At 48.4% G+C, this 18,977-nt stretch carries 13 protein-coding genes; 9 read left to right on the top strand and 4 right to left on the bottom strand.

Annotated features, from left to right (window positions below; all coding sequences use genetic code 11):
• Window positions 1-28: 28 nt before the first annotated feature.
• Window positions 29-892, bottom strand: a complete 864-nt coding sequence (locus E1919_RS06345; RefSeq protein WP_162052519.1) for an ROK family protein — start codon at window positions 890-892, stop codon at window positions 29-31.
• A gap of 223 nt (window positions 893-1,115) precedes the next feature.
• Between E1919_RS06345 and E1919_RS06340 the strand changes: the two genes are divergently transcribed.
• Window positions 1,116-2,579, top strand: a complete 1,464-nt coding sequence (locus tag E1919_RS06340; RefSeq protein WP_162052518.1) for an aminoacyl-histidine dipeptidase — start codon at window positions 1,116-1,118, stop codon at window positions 2,577-2,579.
• 144 nt (window positions 2,580-2,723) lie between these two features.
• On the opposite strand, the gene glgP is transcribed toward E1919_RS06340, so the two are convergent.
• Window positions 2,724-4,391 (bottom strand): alpha-glucan family phosphorylase, encoded by a 1,668-nt coding sequence (gene glgP, locus E1919_RS06335; RefSeq protein ID WP_162052517.1) that lies wholly within the window; start codon window positions 4,389-4,391, stop codon window positions 2,724-2,726.
• A gap of 364 nt (window positions 4,392-4,755) precedes the next feature.
• Here glgP and E1919_RS06330 point away from each other — a divergent pair, with 364 nt between their 5' ends.
• From E1919_RS06330 to E1919_RS06300, 7 genes are all read left to right on the top strand, one after another.
• Window positions 4,756-5,217: a GbsR/MarR family transcriptional regulator gene (locus E1919_RS06330; protein ID WP_162052516.1), complete on the top strand. Its 462-nt coding sequence runs from the start codon at window positions 4,756-4,758 to the stop codon at window positions 5,215-5,217.
• Between the two features lie 69 nt (window positions 5,218-5,286).
• On the top strand, window positions 5,287-6,639 hold the full coding sequence (locus tag E1919_RS06325) for a TolC family protein (RefSeq protein WP_237144048.1): 1,353 nt from the start codon (window positions 5,287-5,289) through the stop codon (window positions 6,637-6,639).
• A 16-nt stretch (window positions 6,640-6,655) separates the two neighbouring features.
• Entirely contained in the window at window positions 6,656-7,708 is a 1,053-nt protein-coding gene (locus E1919_RS06320) for an efflux RND transporter periplasmic adaptor subunit (protein WP_162052515.1), read from the top strand.
• A 41-nt stretch (window positions 7,709-7,749) separates the two neighbouring features.
• Window positions 7,750-10,920 (top strand): efflux RND transporter permease subunit, encoded by a 3,171-nt coding sequence (locus tag E1919_RS06315; protein WP_162052514.1) that lies wholly within the window; start codon window positions 7,750-7,752, stop codon window positions 10,918-10,920.
• A 132-nt stretch (window positions 10,921-11,052) separates the two neighbouring features.
• Window positions 11,053-11,313, top strand: coding sequence for a phosphopantetheine-binding protein (locus E1919_RS06310; protein WP_162052513.1), 261 nt, complete (start codon window positions 11,053-11,055; stop codon window positions 11,311-11,313).
• Window positions 11,314-11,909: 596 nt separating this feature from the next.
• Window positions 11,910-13,727 (top strand): glycosyltransferase family 2 protein, encoded by a 1,818-nt coding sequence (locus E1919_RS06305; RefSeq protein ID WP_162052512.1) that lies wholly within the window; start codon window positions 11,910-11,912, stop codon window positions 13,725-13,727.
• A gap of 267 nt (window positions 13,728-13,994) precedes the next feature.
• Window positions 13,995-15,113, top strand: coding sequence for a hypothetical protein (locus tag E1919_RS06300; RefSeq protein WP_162052511.1), 1,119 nt, complete (start codon window positions 13,995-13,997; stop codon window positions 15,111-15,113).
• 130 nt (window positions 15,114-15,243) lie between these two features.
• On the opposite strand, the gene E1919_RS06295 is transcribed toward E1919_RS06300, so the two are convergent.
• Together E1919_RS06295 and E1919_RS06290 are read right to left on the bottom strand one after the other, a co-directional pair.
• On the bottom strand, window positions 15,244-16,125 hold the full coding sequence (locus E1919_RS06295; protein WP_237144046.1) for a glycoside hydrolase family 25 protein: 882 nt from the start codon (window positions 16,123-16,125) through the stop codon (window positions 15,244-15,246).
• A gap of 3 nt (window positions 16,126-16,128) precedes the next feature.
• Entirely contained in the window at window positions 16,129-17,250 is a 1,122-nt protein-coding gene (locus tag E1919_RS06290; RefSeq protein WP_162052510.1) for an alanine racemase, read from the bottom strand.
• Window positions 17,251-17,408: 158 nt separating this feature from the next.
• On the opposite strand from E1919_RS06290, the gene hemN reads away from it, so the two are divergent.
• Window positions 17,409-18,788: an oxygen-independent coproporphyrinogen III oxidase gene (gene hemN, locus E1919_RS06285; protein ID WP_162052509.1), complete on the top strand. Its 1,380-nt coding sequence runs from the start codon at window positions 17,409-17,411 to the stop codon at window positions 18,786-18,788.
• Window positions 18,789-18,977: the final 189 nt, after the last annotated feature.

The raw sequence follows: 18,977 nt of genomic DNA, 5'->3' as shown, positions 1-18,977 counted from the left end.
CGTCCAGAGAAGTTCTACACATGAAGGGTTACTTCCAAAGGCATGCTGCGCCAATTAAAGCTGCTTCTTCTCCTAACTCCCCTTGTTTTACAGGAACGGTGATTCCTTGTGACACAAGCGTTTGCAGTAGCGCAGGCTCAAACAGGTCCAGGGCCTGCGCGATGTTCCCTCCTATCACTACTACCTCTGGTTTCTCTCGCTCCATGTAAGGGAGCAGGAACTGCGCTAAGTGCTGCCCGAATTCATTGAATACAGTTTGCACCAGCGCATCAGACGGCAAAAGCTCTACCAGGCTTTTCACATTACTGACTTCATTTCCGGAGAGGGAACAGTAATGCTTCGTGAACCACCTGGAGCTAAGGTAGTCTTCGGCAATTCCTTCTTTGAAAGGGGAACGCCAGAGTGCAGCATCTTCAGCCATTCCGTCACGGTAAAAAGCTGAACCTAATCCGGTGCCCAGCGTCAGGCCAACTGCACGTTCGGCTCCTTTTGCGGCCCCACCGAAAGCCTCGCCTTGTAAAAAGCAGGCAGCATCGTTCATAAACTGAAAATGTGCAGGTGGCATTTGCAGTGCATCAGCTAATAGCTCCTTCACATTTATGCCATACAGCGCATCATACTTATCCTGGTTTTGCATCAGGGAAATACCTTCGGCATAATCAAAAGGACCTGGCATGGCGATGCCTACCCGCAGTTCTTCTGGCGTACTACCTCCTGTTACGTTTCTTATCCCCTGTGCCCAGCTGTGAATAATGTCAGCCTTGTTTCCCTTCGCATCAACGTGCTCCCGTATAAGGCTATCCGCCAGCAGAGTGCCTTTCTCCAAATCAACAAGTGCTGCTGTAATATGCGTGCCACCAATGTCAACACCTACTTTTTTTTGTACAGCCATGGTTCTTCTCTTCGCTAATGAAGTATAGTGTATGCATGTAAAGCCCTAAATATACACCCACGCCACCACCTATAAAAGTACAAGGCAACATTAGCGAAGCTGCTGTTTGTTGATAGCATTATTGTAAAGCAGGAGCAAAAGGCTACTCCCGTATTTATTTCTGAAATGTGTAACTTTATGGCAGCGGCGGCAGATGCCGTGCAAAACAAATAAAAATCACAAAATGAGCTCAGAAATACGCAACCTCGAGCCCAAAGCACTTTGGGAGAACTTTGCTGACTTAAACGCTGTACCACGTCCCTCCAAAAAAGAAGCCCGCGTAGTTCAGTTTATCAAGACCTTTGGCCAGCGCCTTGGCCTGGAAACCTACGAAGACGAAACCGGCAACGTCATCATCAAAAAGCCTGCTACACCTGGTATGGAACACCTGCAGACAGTGGCGATGCAAAGTCACTTGGACATGGTGCACCAGAAAAATGCAGACACAGACTTTGATTTCGAAACGCAGGGAATAGAAATGTATGTGGAGGATGATTGGGTAAAGGCAAAAGGCACGACGCTGGGCGCTGACAATGGCATTGGCGTGGCAACCATGATGACTGTTCTTGCCTCCAAAGACATACAACACCCAGCCATTGAAGCACTGTTCACAGTAGACGAAGAAACAGGGATGACAGGTGCCCTGGGTATGAAAGGTGGCTTACTGAACGCCAGTATCCTCCTGAACCTGGACACAGAAGACGACCGGGAACTAACCATCGGCTGCGCAGGCGGAGTAGATACTACCGCCTCAGGAACATACGCGCAGGAAGGCACTCCGGCAGGCATGGCAGGGTACAGGCTCAGCACTAAAGGCCTCACAGGCGGCCACTCCGGCATGGATATTATCCTTGGCCGGGGAAACGCAAACAAGCTGATGAACCGTTTGCTGTACCTAGCTACTTCACAGTTTGATGTGCGTGTGGGCAGCATTGACGGCGGAGGTCTACGTAATGCTATCCCGCGGGAGTCAGTTGCCGTCGTTGCCGTAGCAGAGGGAGACAAAGCAAATTTTGAGGCTTTTTTGAAAGAACAGGCTGCTGTGCTGCAGCAGGAGTATAAATCCACAGATCCAAAGCTGCAGGTGCTGGCAGAGGCAGCAGAAGTTCCGGCCCAGGTAGTTAAAAAAGATTTTACTAGTAGACTGCTGCGCGCCATCTACGCCTGCCCAAATGGTATCTATCGCATGAGCCCCGATATAGAGGGCCTGGTGCAGACATCAAATAACGTGGCCCGTGTACTGGTAAAGGACGGTAATTACTCTATTCTCTGCCTTACCCGCAGTTCCGTGGACAGTGAGAAAACAGACCTGGCGCAGGCTATACAAAGTGCACTGGAACTGGCAGGCGCTTCTGTAGAGTTAAGTGGCTCCTATCCGGGCTGGACGCCTAAACCGGATGCCGCTATCATCCAACTGATGCGCGACCTGTATCGCTCCAAGTTTGAGGGGGAACCGGATGTAAACGCCTGCCATGCTGGTTTAGAGTGTGGTATACTGGGAGCAAACTATCCAGGCATGGAAATGATATCTTTTGGCCCCAACATTCGCGGCGCCCACTCCCCTGACGAAAAAGTACAGATAAGCTCTGTGCAGAAGTACTGGGACTTCCTGCTCGCCACGCTGCAGCGCATTCCAAACAAAGTTTAAGGTAAACTTTCAGTCCTGTTATAAAAGAAAGAGCCGCTCCGGAAATCCGGAACGGCTCTTTCTTTTATAATAACTCCTAGATCATGCAGCTGTTAGTGGGAACATACTACAGCGGCTTTAATGTTTTGTCCTTGATTCTCAACATCAGCTTCTCATTTGGTAGTTATACATCAATTCATAATACTGATGCGCCATTCGGTCAGAAGAGAAAGCCGGTATAACATCGCGCATACTTTGCTTTACAATCCGTAGCCAGCGCTCCCGGTCGCGGTAGTAGGTCGGTATCACCTGCTGCTCCAGTATGCGCATCATGTTGTTATAGTCTTCCTCGTCCTGCAGATCATCAGGCAAGGACGTATCCACAATCGGCAGCACAAAGCTATTTTCTCCGTGGCGGGAGAATTCCGGTAGCCAGCCATCCTGCACCGAGAAATTGACGGCACCGTTCATAGCGGCTGACATACCACTCGTACCCGAAGCCTCCCGTGGGCGGCGTGGCGTGTTCAGCCACACATCAGCGCCATGCTTCAGTTTCCGCGACAGCCCAAGTTCATAGCCTGTCAGCACGGCTACATTGTCCTGCTTTTGGGAGATGTACACCAGTTTGTTGAACGTGTTTACTGCATTAAGATCGAAAGGGTAAGGCTTACCTGCCCAGATAACCTGTACCGGCATGTCGCTTTTGTTCACCAGTCTCAGAAAGCGCTCCATATCCCGCACCAGCAGGTCGGCGCGTTTGTAGGCAGCAAACCTTCTGGCCCAGACAATAGTGAGCACATCCGGTTTAAAAATCTTGCCTGTCTGATCCGCCACTACATCGAAAAGTTTTCGCTTCATCTCCTTTTTTCGCTGTTGCATGGTCATGTCTTTATTGCGCTCCTGCGCTTCCCACAACTGCTTGTCCATCCAGAATGGCACATTCTGAGCGTTGGTGATGGATTTGATCTCACATACGCCTTCGTTGCCATACCACATATCGCGTGCTACCTCCCCATGCAACTGTGATACCCCATTAGACACTTTAGAGAGGCGCAGGGCTACAAGGGTATGGTTGAACATATGCCCGGTGGTACCTGTCAGGTCCCGTGCTTCCTCTAACGTTATACCGTTAAAGAAGCTCATGTTGTGAAGCATCTGAATATCATGCTCCTCATTACCGGCTTTTTCAGGGGTATGGGTGGTAAACACCATCCGGCGGCGCACCTCCTCTTTCTGTCCGTACTCCTGGTACAGGTGGAACGCCAGCGGCAGGGCATGGCCCTCGTTCATATGATAAACCTCGGCTCCACCCAGGGCCTCCACCACTTTGGCTCCGCCAATACCCAGCACAATACTCTGCGCAATACGGGCGTTCGGCTCAGGGTCATACAGGCGGTTTGTGATGGTGCGGGCCAGGTGGTCGTTTTCGGGAACATCCGTTGTCAGAAAGTAAATAGGAGCCGTTCCGAAAACCTCTGGCTTCAGCACCAATGCCTTCACCAGCACCGGGTGATTGTTCACAACCACCCGCACGGTAATGCCGCTGTCCTGCAGGAAGCTGTAATACTTTTGGGTAAAATGCGGGCGCATGCTCTGATCTTCGTTTCGCTCCTGATCGTAGTATCCGTACTTCCACAGCATTCCGATACCAATAACATTCTGGCGCAGGTCAAAGGCGCTGCGCATATGAGATCCAGCCAGAAAGCCTAAGCCACCTGAGTAAATTTTAAGAGACTGATGGATAGCATACTCCATGCAGAAGTAAGCAACACGACGGGTATATTTGTCATTTGAATCATAAGGGTGATACCACCTGTTATATGTTTTGGACATAAGCTGAATTTCATTTATATAATTAAATTAACACCTTCAAGTGTCTGAAGGCAATTTGTCTCCGTGACACTTTTTTCGTTAATATAGGTATATTTACACTTCATACTAAGTATAAATTTTGCACTAAGTACAAATCTTTAGATAACATTAAGTTCATACTACGGCATTCTGAATATGAAAGATTAAAACCTTACTCTTACAGTGTAAATATCACACTTTCAACAGCCTGCACTGCTGCGTTACGATGCCTGTTCCTGGGCTATATCTGGATTATAGAAAAAACAACTTTTTAGTTCTGCAAATTATGAACTAATGAAACTAACATATACCTTTGCAGCGTTCTTCATTAGTAACAGATATATAAATGGCCTTAAGCGAGAAACAAAGAGAACTGATAGAAGAAATCGGTATCTACCACGAAAACAACGGTTTCCAGCCTGCTGTAGCGCGTGTTATGGGGCTTCTGCTGGTATCTGACAAGCCTGAGCTTACTTTTGACGAGATCAGTGAAACACTTAATATCAGCAAGAGCGCCACAAGTAATGCGCTGAACATGCTACTTAACACAGGGCATATAGACTATACTACCTTCTCAGGAGACAGAAAGCGATACTTTAGGATTAGATCTTCCAACTGGCGCGAACTGTTCAATAAGAAAATGGAAGATCTAAGCGGGCTCAACAACCTGCTGAAACGTGTGCTGGAAGTTAGGAAAAGAGAAAATCCGGAATATGACGTCAAACTCAAAGACTTTATTGGTTTCCTGGATTACCTGAAACAGCAGTTACCTGAGTTGATTGAGAACTGGAGAAAGGAAAAAGAATAATTTTTTTGCCATTGCAGTTCTGTAAATTCAGAACTTACTAAATAGTTAAAAACCATAAAAACAAATACCTTGATTAAGAAATATTTAGCACTCGGACTGCTGCTTACCTGGATGACGCCCGCCTTTGCACAGGCACCGGTCACCGGACAGGTGAAGGAACTGACGCTGCAGGAAAGCATCCAGTATGCCCTGAGTAACAACCAGGACATCAAAAAGGCATCTTATGATGAGCAGATTGCTCGTCAGGTAATTAGGGAAACTAAAAGCGTGGGACTTCCGCAGGTAACGGCGAGTGGTGGCCTGGATTATTTTCCGGCACTGCCAACACAAATCTTACCGGGTGAACTGGCTGGCCAGCCCGGCACGGATATTCCGGTGCAGTTTGGTAAAGACTACAATGTAAAGGGCAATGTACAGTTCACGCAGCTACTTTTTAACCAATCTTACTTTGTAGGCCTTCAGGCTGCCAAAACCACACAAGACCTGTACCGACTAAGAGCAGCAATGGTGCAGGAAGATTTGGTCTACAACATTAGCGCGGCTTACCTGCAGACACTGCAGACAAAAGAGCAGTTTAACACCATTGAGGCGAACCTAGAAAGGCTGACGCAACTGGAGAAAATTATGCAGCTGCAGTACGAGAACGACCTGGTGAAAAAGGTAGACGTGAACCGGATTCAGGTAAGCAGAATTAACCTGAAGACCCAGCGGCAAAGCCTGAGCACGGCCTTCGAACAGCAGAAAAATGTACTGAAGTTCTTCATCGGCATGCCGCTGGAGCAGGAAATCGAGTTGCAGGACGCCACTATCTCCCTCGAGAAAGTAATGCCAGGAACAGTGGATGCCGCGACTGCCTCTACAAATAAAACGCAGTTCCAGTTACTGAACACGCAGAAGCAACTGACAGCCCTGCAGGAGAAAAACATCAAAGCAGGCTACTATCCTACCCTGGCTGCATACGGGCAGTATGGTTATCAGACGCAGCGTAACGAGTTGTTCGACAACAGCATTCCTTATTTCAAAACCTCTGTGGTAGGCTTACAGCTCAACATCCCGATTTTTGACGGCTTCAAGAAAGATGCGCAGGCAAAGCAGGTGCAGTTGGAGATGAAAAAGCTGGACGAAGACCTCGACAAGTTCAACACCAACACAGCGGCTACCCTGACAAACGCAATTAGCCAGCTGCAAAACAGTGAGGCTGCTATACAGGCACAGAATCAAAACGTGATGCTGGCGCAGGACGTGTACGACACCACTAACCAGCTTTACAAGGAAGGACTTTCCCCACTGACTGACCTGCTCGAGGCAGAGGTGCAGCTCAGGGAGGCAAGAACCAACCTCAACAACGAAGTACTGAAATTTAAAATTGCCCAGCTGAATTACCTGCAGGCAACAGGAGAATTAAAAACACTTATTAATTAGTATTTAAAATAACGAAATGAAAAAGCTGATTTATATTGTAGTTGTTATTGCCATTTTAGGTGCTATCGGCTTTAAGCTAATGAGCAATAAAGAGCAAATGGAAGCAAAGGCCGCAGTAGCAGAAATAAAAAGCGATGCGATTCCGGTTACTATCACCGAAATAAAAACTGCGAAGCTGGACAAGTCTTTTACTGCACAGGGCAACTTCGCTCCTATTCAAAGCCTGACGCTTTTGTCTGAAACGCAGGGGCAGATTCAGACCGTTGCAAAGCGCAAAGGAGATAAAGTAAAAGCAGGCGAGCTGCTGGTGCAGGTAGAGAACAATACAATGGCTGCCGACCTGGCTACAGCACAATCCAACGCCGAGAAAGCAAAGAGAGACCTGGAGCGCTTTGAGAACCTGGCTGCCGGCGATGCCATCACCAAAAGACAATTGGAAGATGCCCGTTTGGCCGCTAAGTCAACGCAGGGCCAATTGGTAGCTGCACGCCAGCGTCTGAACAAAACCCGTATCACGGCTCCCATCAGCGGCGAAATCAACGAGATTTATGTGGAAGTCGGTTCTTTCCTGAACCCCGGAACAAAACTTTATGATATCGTGAACGTGGACAAGCTGAAGCTGAAAGTAAAAGTATCTGAAAGCGAAGTGCTGCTGGTGGAGAAAGGTGCCAAGGTAATTGTAAAAGCAGATGCAGGTTCCGGACAGGAATATGAAGGAACAGTTACAGCCATTGCTGCTCAGGCTGACCCAACCCTGAAGTTTGATGTGGAAGTGGAAGTTAAAAACGCCGCTAACAACAACCTGAGAGCCGGTATGTATGGTACTGCGTTCTTTGAGGCGGCAGAGCAGCGCGATGCTCTTTTATTACCTCGCCAGGCCATTGTAGGCAGCATCCAGAATCCTAGTGTTTATGTGGTGAAAGATCAGAAAGCTTACCTCCGCCAGGTAAGAGTGGGTACGGTTACGCAAGACCAGGTAGAGATACTGGATGGCGTGCAGCCGGGCGAGCAGATTGTACAAAGCGGCCAGATTAACCTGCGCGAAGGCATGAAGGTGACAGCGCTTTAAATCAAGACAAGAACAATTTCTTTTAAAGAGAAAACCAGAAAATGAACATAACCAAATTATCTATACAGCGGTCGTCCCTGGTGGTGGTGGTTTTTACTGTCCTCACGCTGCTCGGGCTTGTCAGCTACCAATCGCTTAACTACGAGCTGCTGCCGAAGTTCAACCCGCCGGTACTCACCGTGAGTACCATTTACCCGGGTGCATCGCCTAACGAGGTGGAGAACTCCGTGACGAAGGAGATCGAAGATGCCCTTGCCTCGCTGGAAAACGTGAAGGAGATGAAAAGCACTTCCTTGGAGAGCTTTTCCATGATCGTGATCAACCTGAACCAGGGCACTGACGTGGACCTGAGCTTGCAGGAGGCGCAGCGGAAGATTAACACCATACTGGCCAGACTACCGGAAGATGCGGATGCGCCAACGCTAAATAAGTTTGACCTGGACGACCTGCCTATCATTAAAATGGGGGCTACGGCCAATATGTCACCTACAGAATTTTATGACCTTATTGATAAAAAAATCAAACCTGAGTTGTCGCGCATACAGGGTATGGCGGCTATTAAAGTACTGGGTGGTCAGGAGCGTGAAATAAAGGTGAACGTAGATGCCAATAAGCTGGAGGCTTATAGCCTTTCTATTCTGCAGGTGCAGCAGAAAATCCGCAATTCGAACCTGGACTTCCCAACCGGTAAGATTAAACAGGAGAGCGGTCAGACGCAGATCCGCCTGGCTGGTAAGTACGAGTCGCTGGACCAACTGCGCAACCTCATCCTCCGCGAAGACCAGAACGGCATCGTTCGTTTGGCTGATGTGGCCGAGGTGCAGGATACCCAGAAGGATACTGAGGTGTTGAACCGCATTAACGGTAAAGCATCGGTAGGTATCACGATACAGAAGCAGTCTGATGCCAACGCTGTGGAAGTTAGCCGCCTGACGAAAGAAACGCTGGCTGAACTGGAACAAACCTATGCTGCTGAAGGACTGACTTTCAACCTTGCCAGCGACTCTTCTGACTTCACACTGGAAGCTGCTGACTCTGTAATACACGACTTATTTATTGCGGTTATACTGGTGGCTATCGTGATGTTGCTGTTCCTGCACTCGCTCCGCAACGCCGTGATTGTTATGATCTCTATCCCGGCATCTCTTGTAGCCACTTTTATAGCCATGTTCCTGCTGGGCTACTCGCTAAACCTAATGTCGTTGCTGGCGCTCTCGCTGGTGGTGGGTATCCTGGTGGATGACGCCATTGTGGTAATCGAGAACATTCACCGCCACATGGAGATGGGTAAGAAACCAGCCCAGGCTGCCTATGATGGTATTCGCGAAATCATGGCTACCGTAACATCCATTACACTGGTAATTGTGGTAGTGTTTATCCCAATCGCACTTTCAACAGGTCTGGTGTCAGATATCCTGCGCCAGTTTGCGGTGGTGGTAGCCGTAGCAACAATGGTTTCCCTGTTCGTGGCCTTTACCCTGATTCCACTGCTGGCCAGCCGATTCTCTCGCCTGGAGCATATTTCGGACAAGAACATCTTTGGAAGGTTTATACTTTCGTTTGAGCGTTTCCTGGATAGAATTATAGATGGCTTTACTGCTACCTTGAAGTGGGCGTTTAACCATAAGTTTATCACGCTGGCCGTGACACTTGTTATGCTCGTTGCTTCGTTCATGCTGGTGCCATTTGGCTTTATCGGTTCAGAGTTTATACCTGCCGGCGACCGCGGAGAAGTGAGTTTACAGCTGGAGCTTCCGAAGAACGCCACAGTGGAGCAAACTAACTTTGCCACGCGCCAGGTAGAGGAATATCTGCAAACCATACCTGAAGTAGAGAAAATATTCACCACCGTCGGTACCACTTCATCGGCACAGGCTGGCCAGAATACAGCTTATAAAGCGGATGTTTCTGTAACGCTGGTAGATGTAAAGGAGCGCGCTTTCAGCACAAACCAGTTCAGCCGCCAGGCCAAAGCCGACATCGAAAGTAAAATTCCAGATGTGGAAGTAACGCCGGTACCTGTAGGTTTGGTGGGTAACGCACAGGCTCCTATTCAGATCATCATTTCCGGCTCAAACCTGGATTCTGTAATGACTTTCTCGCAGCAGGTGATGCAGATTGCAGAAAATGTGGATGGCACTGTGGACGTGGAGACTTCAGTGGAAGGTGGTAACCCTGAAATTGAAGTGGTAGTGGACCGTGACAAAATGGCGAATGTTGGTCTTTCGCTAGAAAGCGTGGGTGCCAGTATGCAGTTGGCCTTTAGCGGTAACAGCGACGTTACGTTCCGCTCCGGCACTGAAGACTATGACATCAACATCCGCCTGGATGAGTTTGACCGCCGCAGCGTAAACGATATTGGTAACCTGCCTTTCGTGAACAACCAGGGACAACTGGTGCGCCTGGCGCAGTTCGCGGATATACGCCAGTCAACTGGTCCGTCACAGTTGGAGCGTTACAACCGCGTAACTTCTGTAAATGTGAACTCCCAAGTAATTGGCCGTCCGTCTGGCTCGGTGGGTGCTGATATCCAGGCGAAGATGGCAGAGGTGGAAATACCGAAAGGTGTGAGTGTTGAGTTTGGCGGTGACCTGAAAAACCAGAGCGAAGGTTTTGGCACATTGGGTATAGCCTTGTTAGCCTCTATCATCTTTGTATACCTGATTATGGTGGCGCTGTATGATTCTTATGTGTACCCGCTGGTGGTATTATTCTCTATTCCGCTGGCCATTATCGGTGCCCTGCTTGCACTCGCGTTGGCTGCCCAATCGCTGAGTATTTTCTCTATTCTGGGTATCATCATGATGATCGGTCTGGTTGCCAAAAACGCGATTATGGTGGTCGACTTTACCAATAACCTGAAAGCAGAAGGTGTGGAAGTGAAAGAAGCGCTGACTGAGGCCGTGAGAATCCGTTTCCGCCCAATCCTGATGACGACGCTGGCCATGGTGATAGGTATGCTGCCGATTGCCCTGGCAGGTGGCTCAGTGGCTGCTACCAAAAACGGCCTGGCCTGGGCCCTGATCGGTGGTTTGAGCTCTTCCATGTTCCTGACGCTGATTGTGGTGCCAGTTATCTATTACCTGTTCGACCGCGTACTGGCTAAGTTTGGCTGGGACAAGAAAACAGTAATTGAACTGGAAGAAAAGACAATAGAGGAACTGGAGCACGAGACCGCAATGCTCGAAGAGCAGAAAATGACTCATGCATAGTGCGTCGCTTCTAATATAAATAATTTCCCCTTCTATATCTGGAATGGTCTATCTCATGGAATAGCATTTCAGGTGTAGAAGGGGAATTATTACTGATATACCAGGCTAGCAATAGATTTAAATTTTATAATTATGATAAGTGTATCAAGTAATTCCATAACGCGTGATACTATCCTGAAAGCTGTTTCCAACATTGTAGGTAGGCTAAAGCATATTGACTCTAGTGTTTTGTCCCCCGATAAAGGCCTATGGGAATATGGTATAGATATAGTAGATGTGGTGGATATTATTCTGGCCGTCGAAAAGAAATACAGTATTGTTATTCCGGACGAAGTACCCGTTTATACCATAGATGATTTTGTAAATTATGTAGCGCTTTCTTTCTCTAAATGAAGAAAGCGCTTCTTCTTTCAGGGCTTTTCTGGGAAAGCTATCTATGTAAAAATCATGCCCCATATAGTAATTAAAATGCATTGTCTGTTCCTGTTACCTCACCCAACCACACTGCCGCCATCCAGCATGAGCGCATTGGCTTTTACCGGTGCCTTGCAGTTTGTATAACCTCCCGCTCCCTTTATGAAGTAGGGCTCTCCATTGCGCAGCAGTATAAACTGTTCAGCTTCTTTAACAGTTTATACCTTTCCTCCCTTACTCCGTACTTTTCTGTCACGTTTGCACGCTCTCCACAACTGGTTAAGAATTAACCAGTGGCAATAAAAAAAACACATTCATAAAGTATAGAAGCTTTTCTAATAAAGAATGGAAATGTGACTCTTTTAGAATGAATTCAAATCCAGGAGAAAAATGGAACTGTACAGGAACGCACTAAACCAACCAACTTTTTACAATTAAAACATTTGAAGCTAGGTATGAGTATATCGGGGAGCATGTTCCTTTAAAAAGGATTCTTCACCTCCACTGGATGCTGCGTGAGGTAGAATGTGACACCTTACAATCTAGATCTTTATCTTTGCATCTACACGATGTATATGTATACAAAATACCAGAAGGAAAAAAACATAATTGGCCCTGATAAATCTCTTAAGCGCAAAGAGATAACGACCATACGCATCATGATCGTTTTGGGGCTTGTCACGCTGTTTATATTCCTCTTTTGGTTTTTTGATGACAGCCATGTAGGGTATGCGCCCCTGTACTGGATGCTGACCACCGCTCTCGGATTCAAGCTGCTGCGTACATTGCATGAGTGGTATCATTACTTTAATGTGAGCAAGCCCCTGAAGCCCGACTTAAAAACCGACTTCACGGTGGATGTATTTACTACCTCTTACCCAGGAGAGCCTCACAGCATGATCATCAATACACTGGAGGCCATACAGCAAATTCGTTACCCACACACGTCTTACTTGTGCGATGAGGGAGATGACCCAATACTAAAAGAAGTTTGCAGGCGCCTTGGGGTAATCCATGTTACCCGTACTGAAAAGATAGACGCCAAAGCCGGCAATATAAACAACGCACTCCAGCATGCCACCGGCGATATATGCCTGATTCTGGACCCTGACCATGTACCTGCGCCTGAATTTTTGGATGAGGTGCTGCCTTACTTCGAAGATCCGGCGATAGGCTTTGTACAGGTAGTACAGGCATACAGCAATAACAAGGAAAGCATTGTTGCCTATGGGGCTGCAGAGCAGACTTACAGTTTCTATGGCCCCATCATGATGGGCATGAACAGCTATGGAACCGTACAGGCCATCGGAGCTAACTGCACCTTCCGGCGGGAGGCCCTGGATTCAATTGGAGGCCATGCCGCAGGACTGGCGGAGGATATGCACACTGCCATGCTCATGCATGCGAAAGGCTGGAAGTCTGTGTACGTTCCAAAAATTTTGACACGTGGGCTTGTCCCTGCCACACTGGCATCTTATTACAAACAACAAATAAAATGGGCGCGTGGTACTTTCGAGTTGCTCTTTACGGTATATCCTAAATTATTCAGCAGCTTTACCTGGGCTCAGAAAACACACTACCTGACGCTACCACTCTACTACTTCTTTGGTGTTTTCAACTTAATCGACTTCCTGATACCTGTTTTATCATTGGTGCTGGCGGAGTTTCCCTGGTATGTTTCCCTGGGGGAATTCCTCGTCATGTTTGGTCCGTTTTTCTGTGTTTCTATCTGTATCAGGCACTATGCCCAACGGTGGCTGCTTGAAAAAAAGGAAAACGGGTTTCATTTATTTGGGGGGATTCTCCGCACTGGCACCTGGTGGGTCTTCTGCCTCGGCCTGGTATATTCAATACTAAGAATAAAGGTACCTTATATTCCTACTCCCAAAGATGATAAGCCGAAAAACAATTTTATACTTAGTTTACCAAACATAATCGTTTGCGTCCTGACCCTATGGGCCATCTACTATTACCAGAGCACTTATGGCTATTTATTCCATAATCCTTATGTGCAAATGATGACTATGTTTGCCTTGGTAAACTTCTTAATTCTTGGCAGTGTGGTCCTGATTGGGCAGGAACAGATTTTAGCATTCTTTAACAGAAAGTTCTTGGAGGCGCCCTCGCTGCAACCTGTATTAAAACCTATCAGAAAAAGGTTCGGACGCACAAGGCACGGCTTTTATAGTGTTATCCGGCATGTAGCGATATTTATTACGATTGTTGCAGCCATCGTTTCCATCAGTTTTATCTTTTTAGGAGATCAGGCCTTTGTCTATTTAGTGAGGCCTGATGAAAAAGCTAACCTGAAGGAACAAACAACCACACAAGCTGCTAATTGGTGGGATAGCGTGATACTGAAATCAGAACCAGCTGAATCTCAAAAAAAATAAAGCGGCTAGGTTAAGCAGGGTGAGTTAACAAGATGGCGACTTTCCTAAAGAGGAGAACACATTCAACTAATGTCAAACTTCTTACCTATGAGGTGAAGAGACAATACTATACCATTTCCAGGGCCAATTCATCCTTTCGGCAGCCAAGGTTACACAGCGTTCGAAACTGCGGAATTTCATGATTAATACCCTCTCTTAAAACTACTCATGTTTCTCTTCGTTAGAAATGGTACATTTTATTTTTACCGTAACTAAACCAAAAAAGCTATGAACAGAAACCAAAATGATCGCCAGGACAATTCCCGTGGCTTCCAGACACATCGTTCTGAACGTTACCGCCATCCTGAGAGAGACAACAATTACCGCTTCGACGACTATGGCTCCTCTGCACGCGGTGGCTATGGCAACGAGGGACACTCCGGTACCTGGGGCAACCAGGGCAACGAAATGGCTGGCTCCCGCAACACTGCTAACCAAGATACATACGGCACCTATAGCACCTCCCGTAACTACGGCAATATGGGTAGCTATGGCGGCGCCCAGGGATTCGGCACTTCCAGAGCGGGTAATATAGCACAACGCCACTACGGTACTGAAGATACCAACTACAACTTTGTGAGCGGCATGGGCAACCCTAGTGAAGCCCGCGACAGTGGCTACAGCCCCAGCGGACACCGCGCTTATGGCTACCAGAGCGATTACGACAGCCATGGCTCAGACAATGATAGGTATGGCTCTGGCAGCACCAGGGGGTTCCGGAATACCAATCGCGGAAATTATGACTCTAATCAGAAAGACTACAACTACTACGAAGGAGTGGGCTCACCAGACCAATCCAGACAGAGTAACCTGAACAGCCCAAGCCGCGGCTCTAACTATACCCCGGACAGGGACAGGGATAAGTCTGACAATGATAAGAACAGAGGATTCCTCGGCCATGACCGTCGTGGAAGCCGGGGCAATGACAGAAATGAGTCCTCCTCTTCAGGAAGCCGTGACCTTTATGGCTCCGATACTTCCAGAAGGTTCGAGGGTTCAGATCAGGGGCGCTACGATTTTAACCAGGACGATTATAACTCCGGTAGTGGATCGTATAAAGGTAACAGCAGCTACAGTAGCAGCAACAAAAGAGGCAGCTATGGCTCAGACAGGTATAATTCGGCTAACTTTGGCGGGTCTGAAGGCAGCTACATGGGTAGCGGCTATAACCGAAGCTCAGAAAACGAGTATGGCTCCAGCAACCGCGACGGCGCCTACGGCGACAGAAATTTCAACAAGGGCTTTGTCAGTTCTGACAATAACTACCTGGCGAGCCGCAACCGTGGACGCACCTTTGACCGTGATCGTGGCGACGACCGCGACCGGAGCTCTGAAGGCAGATACTAAATTTCAAACACCAGTAGGACTAAGAAGGGCAAACGGAGAGCAGCGTATATAGCTTATTTAACTCAGTTGTAAGCCTTCACCTACACCCCCTATAACAGAAAGAGGCGCTACATGATAGCGCCTCTTTCTGTTATAGGGATGGTTGCTTTATCCGCAGACTGCGTAACTCACGCATGCTGCCGTTAAACACATTGCAATCTACTTTTCCGGTGATGCCTTTGATGGCACCTTCATCGGTATGCTGCCAGAAAGCTAGCTTTAGCGTATCGCTCTTCTCAAGCTTTAGTTTCGGCACCTTATAATGTGCAATCCAGAGGGGATACTCATCAAAATGCCCGGCCAGATAATCTTTGTAAAAATAATAGCCGGTATAAATGATAGGCTTGACGCCATAGGCCTTTTCCACCTGCGTCAGCCATACCCTCAGGTCCTTGCGCAGTTGCGCCACAGATTGCCTGCCCCGCACTTCCACGTCCAGCACAGGAGGCAGGTCTCCCGGCGCAAGTGTAACCGTGGAAGTAAAGTTTTCAGCCTGCACTTCTGGCTTGAGGTAAGGCAGATAAAAATGATAAGCTCCACGCATTATACCTGCTGCACCGGCACCTTTCCAATTATCCTGGAAGTGCTTGTCCTTTAAGCTCCTGCCTTCCGTCGCTTTTACAAAAGCGAAAGTAACTTCATTTTCCCGCACCTGCTGCCAGTCAATCTCCCGCTGATAGTGCGACACATCTACACCATACACACTATAGCCCTCAGGCCAGGCAGGCTTGGGCTTCTCCACAAAAAACTCCACGTAAAGCACTACCAGCGCCAGCGTTGCCAGCACCGCCACTCCTATCCAGAACTTATAGGGCGACGGCGGCCGCGAATTCTTTTTTAATCTGGGCCTGGGCTTGCCCACGGGCTTAACGGCAGTTTTAGCTGTTGGCTTAGCACGGATAACACGTTTGGGAGGCTGCTTTGGAATAGCACCCCAGGCATCGTCTGCTGTAGATTTTCCCTTCCGGCTCAACGTTTACAGTATTTCCAGTTCCCGTTGCGGCACCCCAGACAGATGCTCCAGTATCTCACCGTCAGTTGTCATATAGCCCCTCATCAAGTCTGCTGTCAGGCACGAATGCACCGGCAGAATTCCGATCATATCCCCAATGTGGTATTTCTCAAATTGCTCAGGGGAGGCTTTTATAACGCCATGCTCCTGCGACAGCGACACGAGGTCGATGCCGTTCACCGGAGTTGTCCAGCCATCGTTCGTAAACTCCACTACGCGGCCATATATCACCGAGCTGTCTTCCAGCGGTAGCGCATCTTTAGAGAAATGTACGCTGCCACCATAAATAATAATTTCCCCACGGTTGGGGTGTTTGGCCACCACCGGGCAGGCCATACATACGGCAACATCATCGAAGCTGCAGGAGCCGATGCGCTGTTGCATCACATCGTAAAAAACAAAGTTACCTGGCCTGATTTCATCTACTCCGGTCAGTGTATCCAGAATGCTGCACGAAGGCGTATCACCGATAGAGAGCTGCAGGTTCGGAAACTGCCCGATATAACGCTCCCGGAGTAATTGCAGGAGGTATACCGAAGTATTATGTATGGTTTGAATGGCATAAACGTCCGTTTGTTTATAGGTATGGCCATCGTGCACCACAAAACCTGCGAACTGTAGTTTATCGCTTTCCTTTATCTTCTGTATGATAGTATCAAGGGCCTTATGGTCATTCGCCAGAACACCCGTGCGGCGATAGCCAGTATCTATTTTAACCCATATCTGCACTGGGTGCTTCAGGCCGATGGCCAGCGCCTCCACCGTCTCCACGTTTACAGCCAGCACATGTAGCTTGATGTGGGCGGCCAGTTCATTCATGCTGTCCATCTCCAGCACATTGGCTGGAAATGCCACCATAATGTCTTTCCAGCCCTGGTTGGCAAAATAGCGGGCCATTTTTAAAGACGATACTGTAATGGCATCAACGTTATATTCACGAAACCACGCGCCCACCTGCGCCGACTGATGCGTTTTGAAATGCGGACGCAACCGGACGCCGTTCTCCTTAGCCTTCTGCACCATCCTCCTGATGTTGTTCAAGGTTTTCTTCTTATCCAGTAGTAGTGTTGGTGTGGTTAATCTCATATATCAAAAACACAGTTTTTGTAGCAAATCTTGTGAAATTACACAGGTTTATGCTAAAAGTCACGAAAAAGAGGGCTTTTAGCTGACAATAATCATTTCCTGTCTCCCTTGCACAACCGAATTTTGCACATAGAAATTCAAGGATGAAGAGAGAAAATATGAATTGTGTCCCTACATATACCGCCCCTGCTGCGCTGCTGGCCAAGTATGATGTGCCGTCGCCACGCTATACCAGCTACCCCACCGTGCCTTACTGGGACGATGCCCCGCTTACACAGGAACGCTGGCTGGAGCATGTGCAACAGGCTTTCCAGAAAACCAACACCTCCGAGGGCATCAGCTTATACCTGCACCTGCCCTTCTGTGAGCAACTGTGCACCTACTGCGGCTGCAACAAACGCATCACCAAAAACCACGGGGTAGAAGAGCCTTACATGCAGGCCCTGCTGCAGGAATGGGACCAGTACCTAGCGGCGTTTGGGGAGAAGCCGCGCATTACGGAGTTGCACCTTGGCGGCGGCACGCCCACCTTCTTCAGCGCCGAAAATCTAAAAAAACTGCTTCAGTCCCTGCTTAGCAAGGCAGAAATAACTCCTGAGGCGGAGTTTAGCGTGGAGGTGCACCCAAACGCCACCAACGCATCGCAGCTTCAGGTACTGTATGATCTCGGATTCAGAAGACTAAGTGTAGGCATTCAGGACTTTGACCCGAGCGTGCAGTTTGTCATTAACCGCATCCAGAGCTTTGAGCAGACAAAAGAGACGTTCGACACCGCCCGCGCCATCGGCTATACTTCCATAAACGGTGACATCATTTATGGCCTGCCCTACCAGACTGCTGACAGCGTGCGCCATACCATTGAGAAAGTAAAGGAACTGCGCCCGGAGCGCATCGCTTTTTACAGTTATGCCCATGTGCCCTGGAAAAGCAAAGCACAACGCCGCTATTCTGAAGCCGACCTGCCGGAGCCAGCTGAGAAGCGCGGCTTATATGAGTTAGGCAGTAACCTGTTGGAAGAAGCCGGATATGTAGAAATAGGCCTGGACCATTTCGCGTTGCCGGAGGATGAACTATATGTTGCCGCGCAACAGGGCAGACTGCACCGCAATTTCATGGGCTACACACCCCGACACACAGAACTTCTTATTGGCTTGGGTGCCTCCAGCATCTCTGATACCGGTACTGCCTTTATGCAGAATATAAAGGAGGTGGAAGCTTACGAAGCAGCTGTTGCCACAGGTCAACTGCCAATTTTCAAAGGCCATGAGCTAACACAGGAAGATAGCCGCATCAGGCGGCACATCCTGAACCTGATGTGCCGTCTGCACACCTCCTGGAGCAAGACAGAGGAAGATTATTTTGTGGATGCGCTCGTTCGTCTTCAGCCATTAGCTGAGGATGGCTTTGTGGAATGCCGCAAAGGTTATATACAGGTACTTCCGGCGGGAAGGCCTTTCCTGCGCAACATCGCCATGTGCCTTGACGCACGGCTGTGGGAGGCAAAGCCGACAACGCTAGTGTTTAGCAGATCAGTTTAGGCCGCCAGTTATATATCCAACTGCCCCTCTACGTCTAAGGCTACGATTAGGACACAAATTTTTGCGCGAGCATCCACCCATCGAAGATTTTACAGAATTCCATGTATCCGCGGTGGAGGGTGATAACACCTGCTCTCTTTTCATGTGGCTTCCATCCTCCCAGCCTGGCCATGACCCAGTAACACCACT

The organism is Pontibacter pamirensis (genome assembly GCF_010015475.1).
GTDB classification, from domain to species: Bacteria; Bacteroidota; Bacteroidia; order Cytophagales; family Hymenobacteraceae; genus Pontibacter; species Pontibacter pamirensis.
Note: the sequence above shows the minus strand (reverse complement) of the source record. Positions and strands in the feature narration are given on the sequence as shown.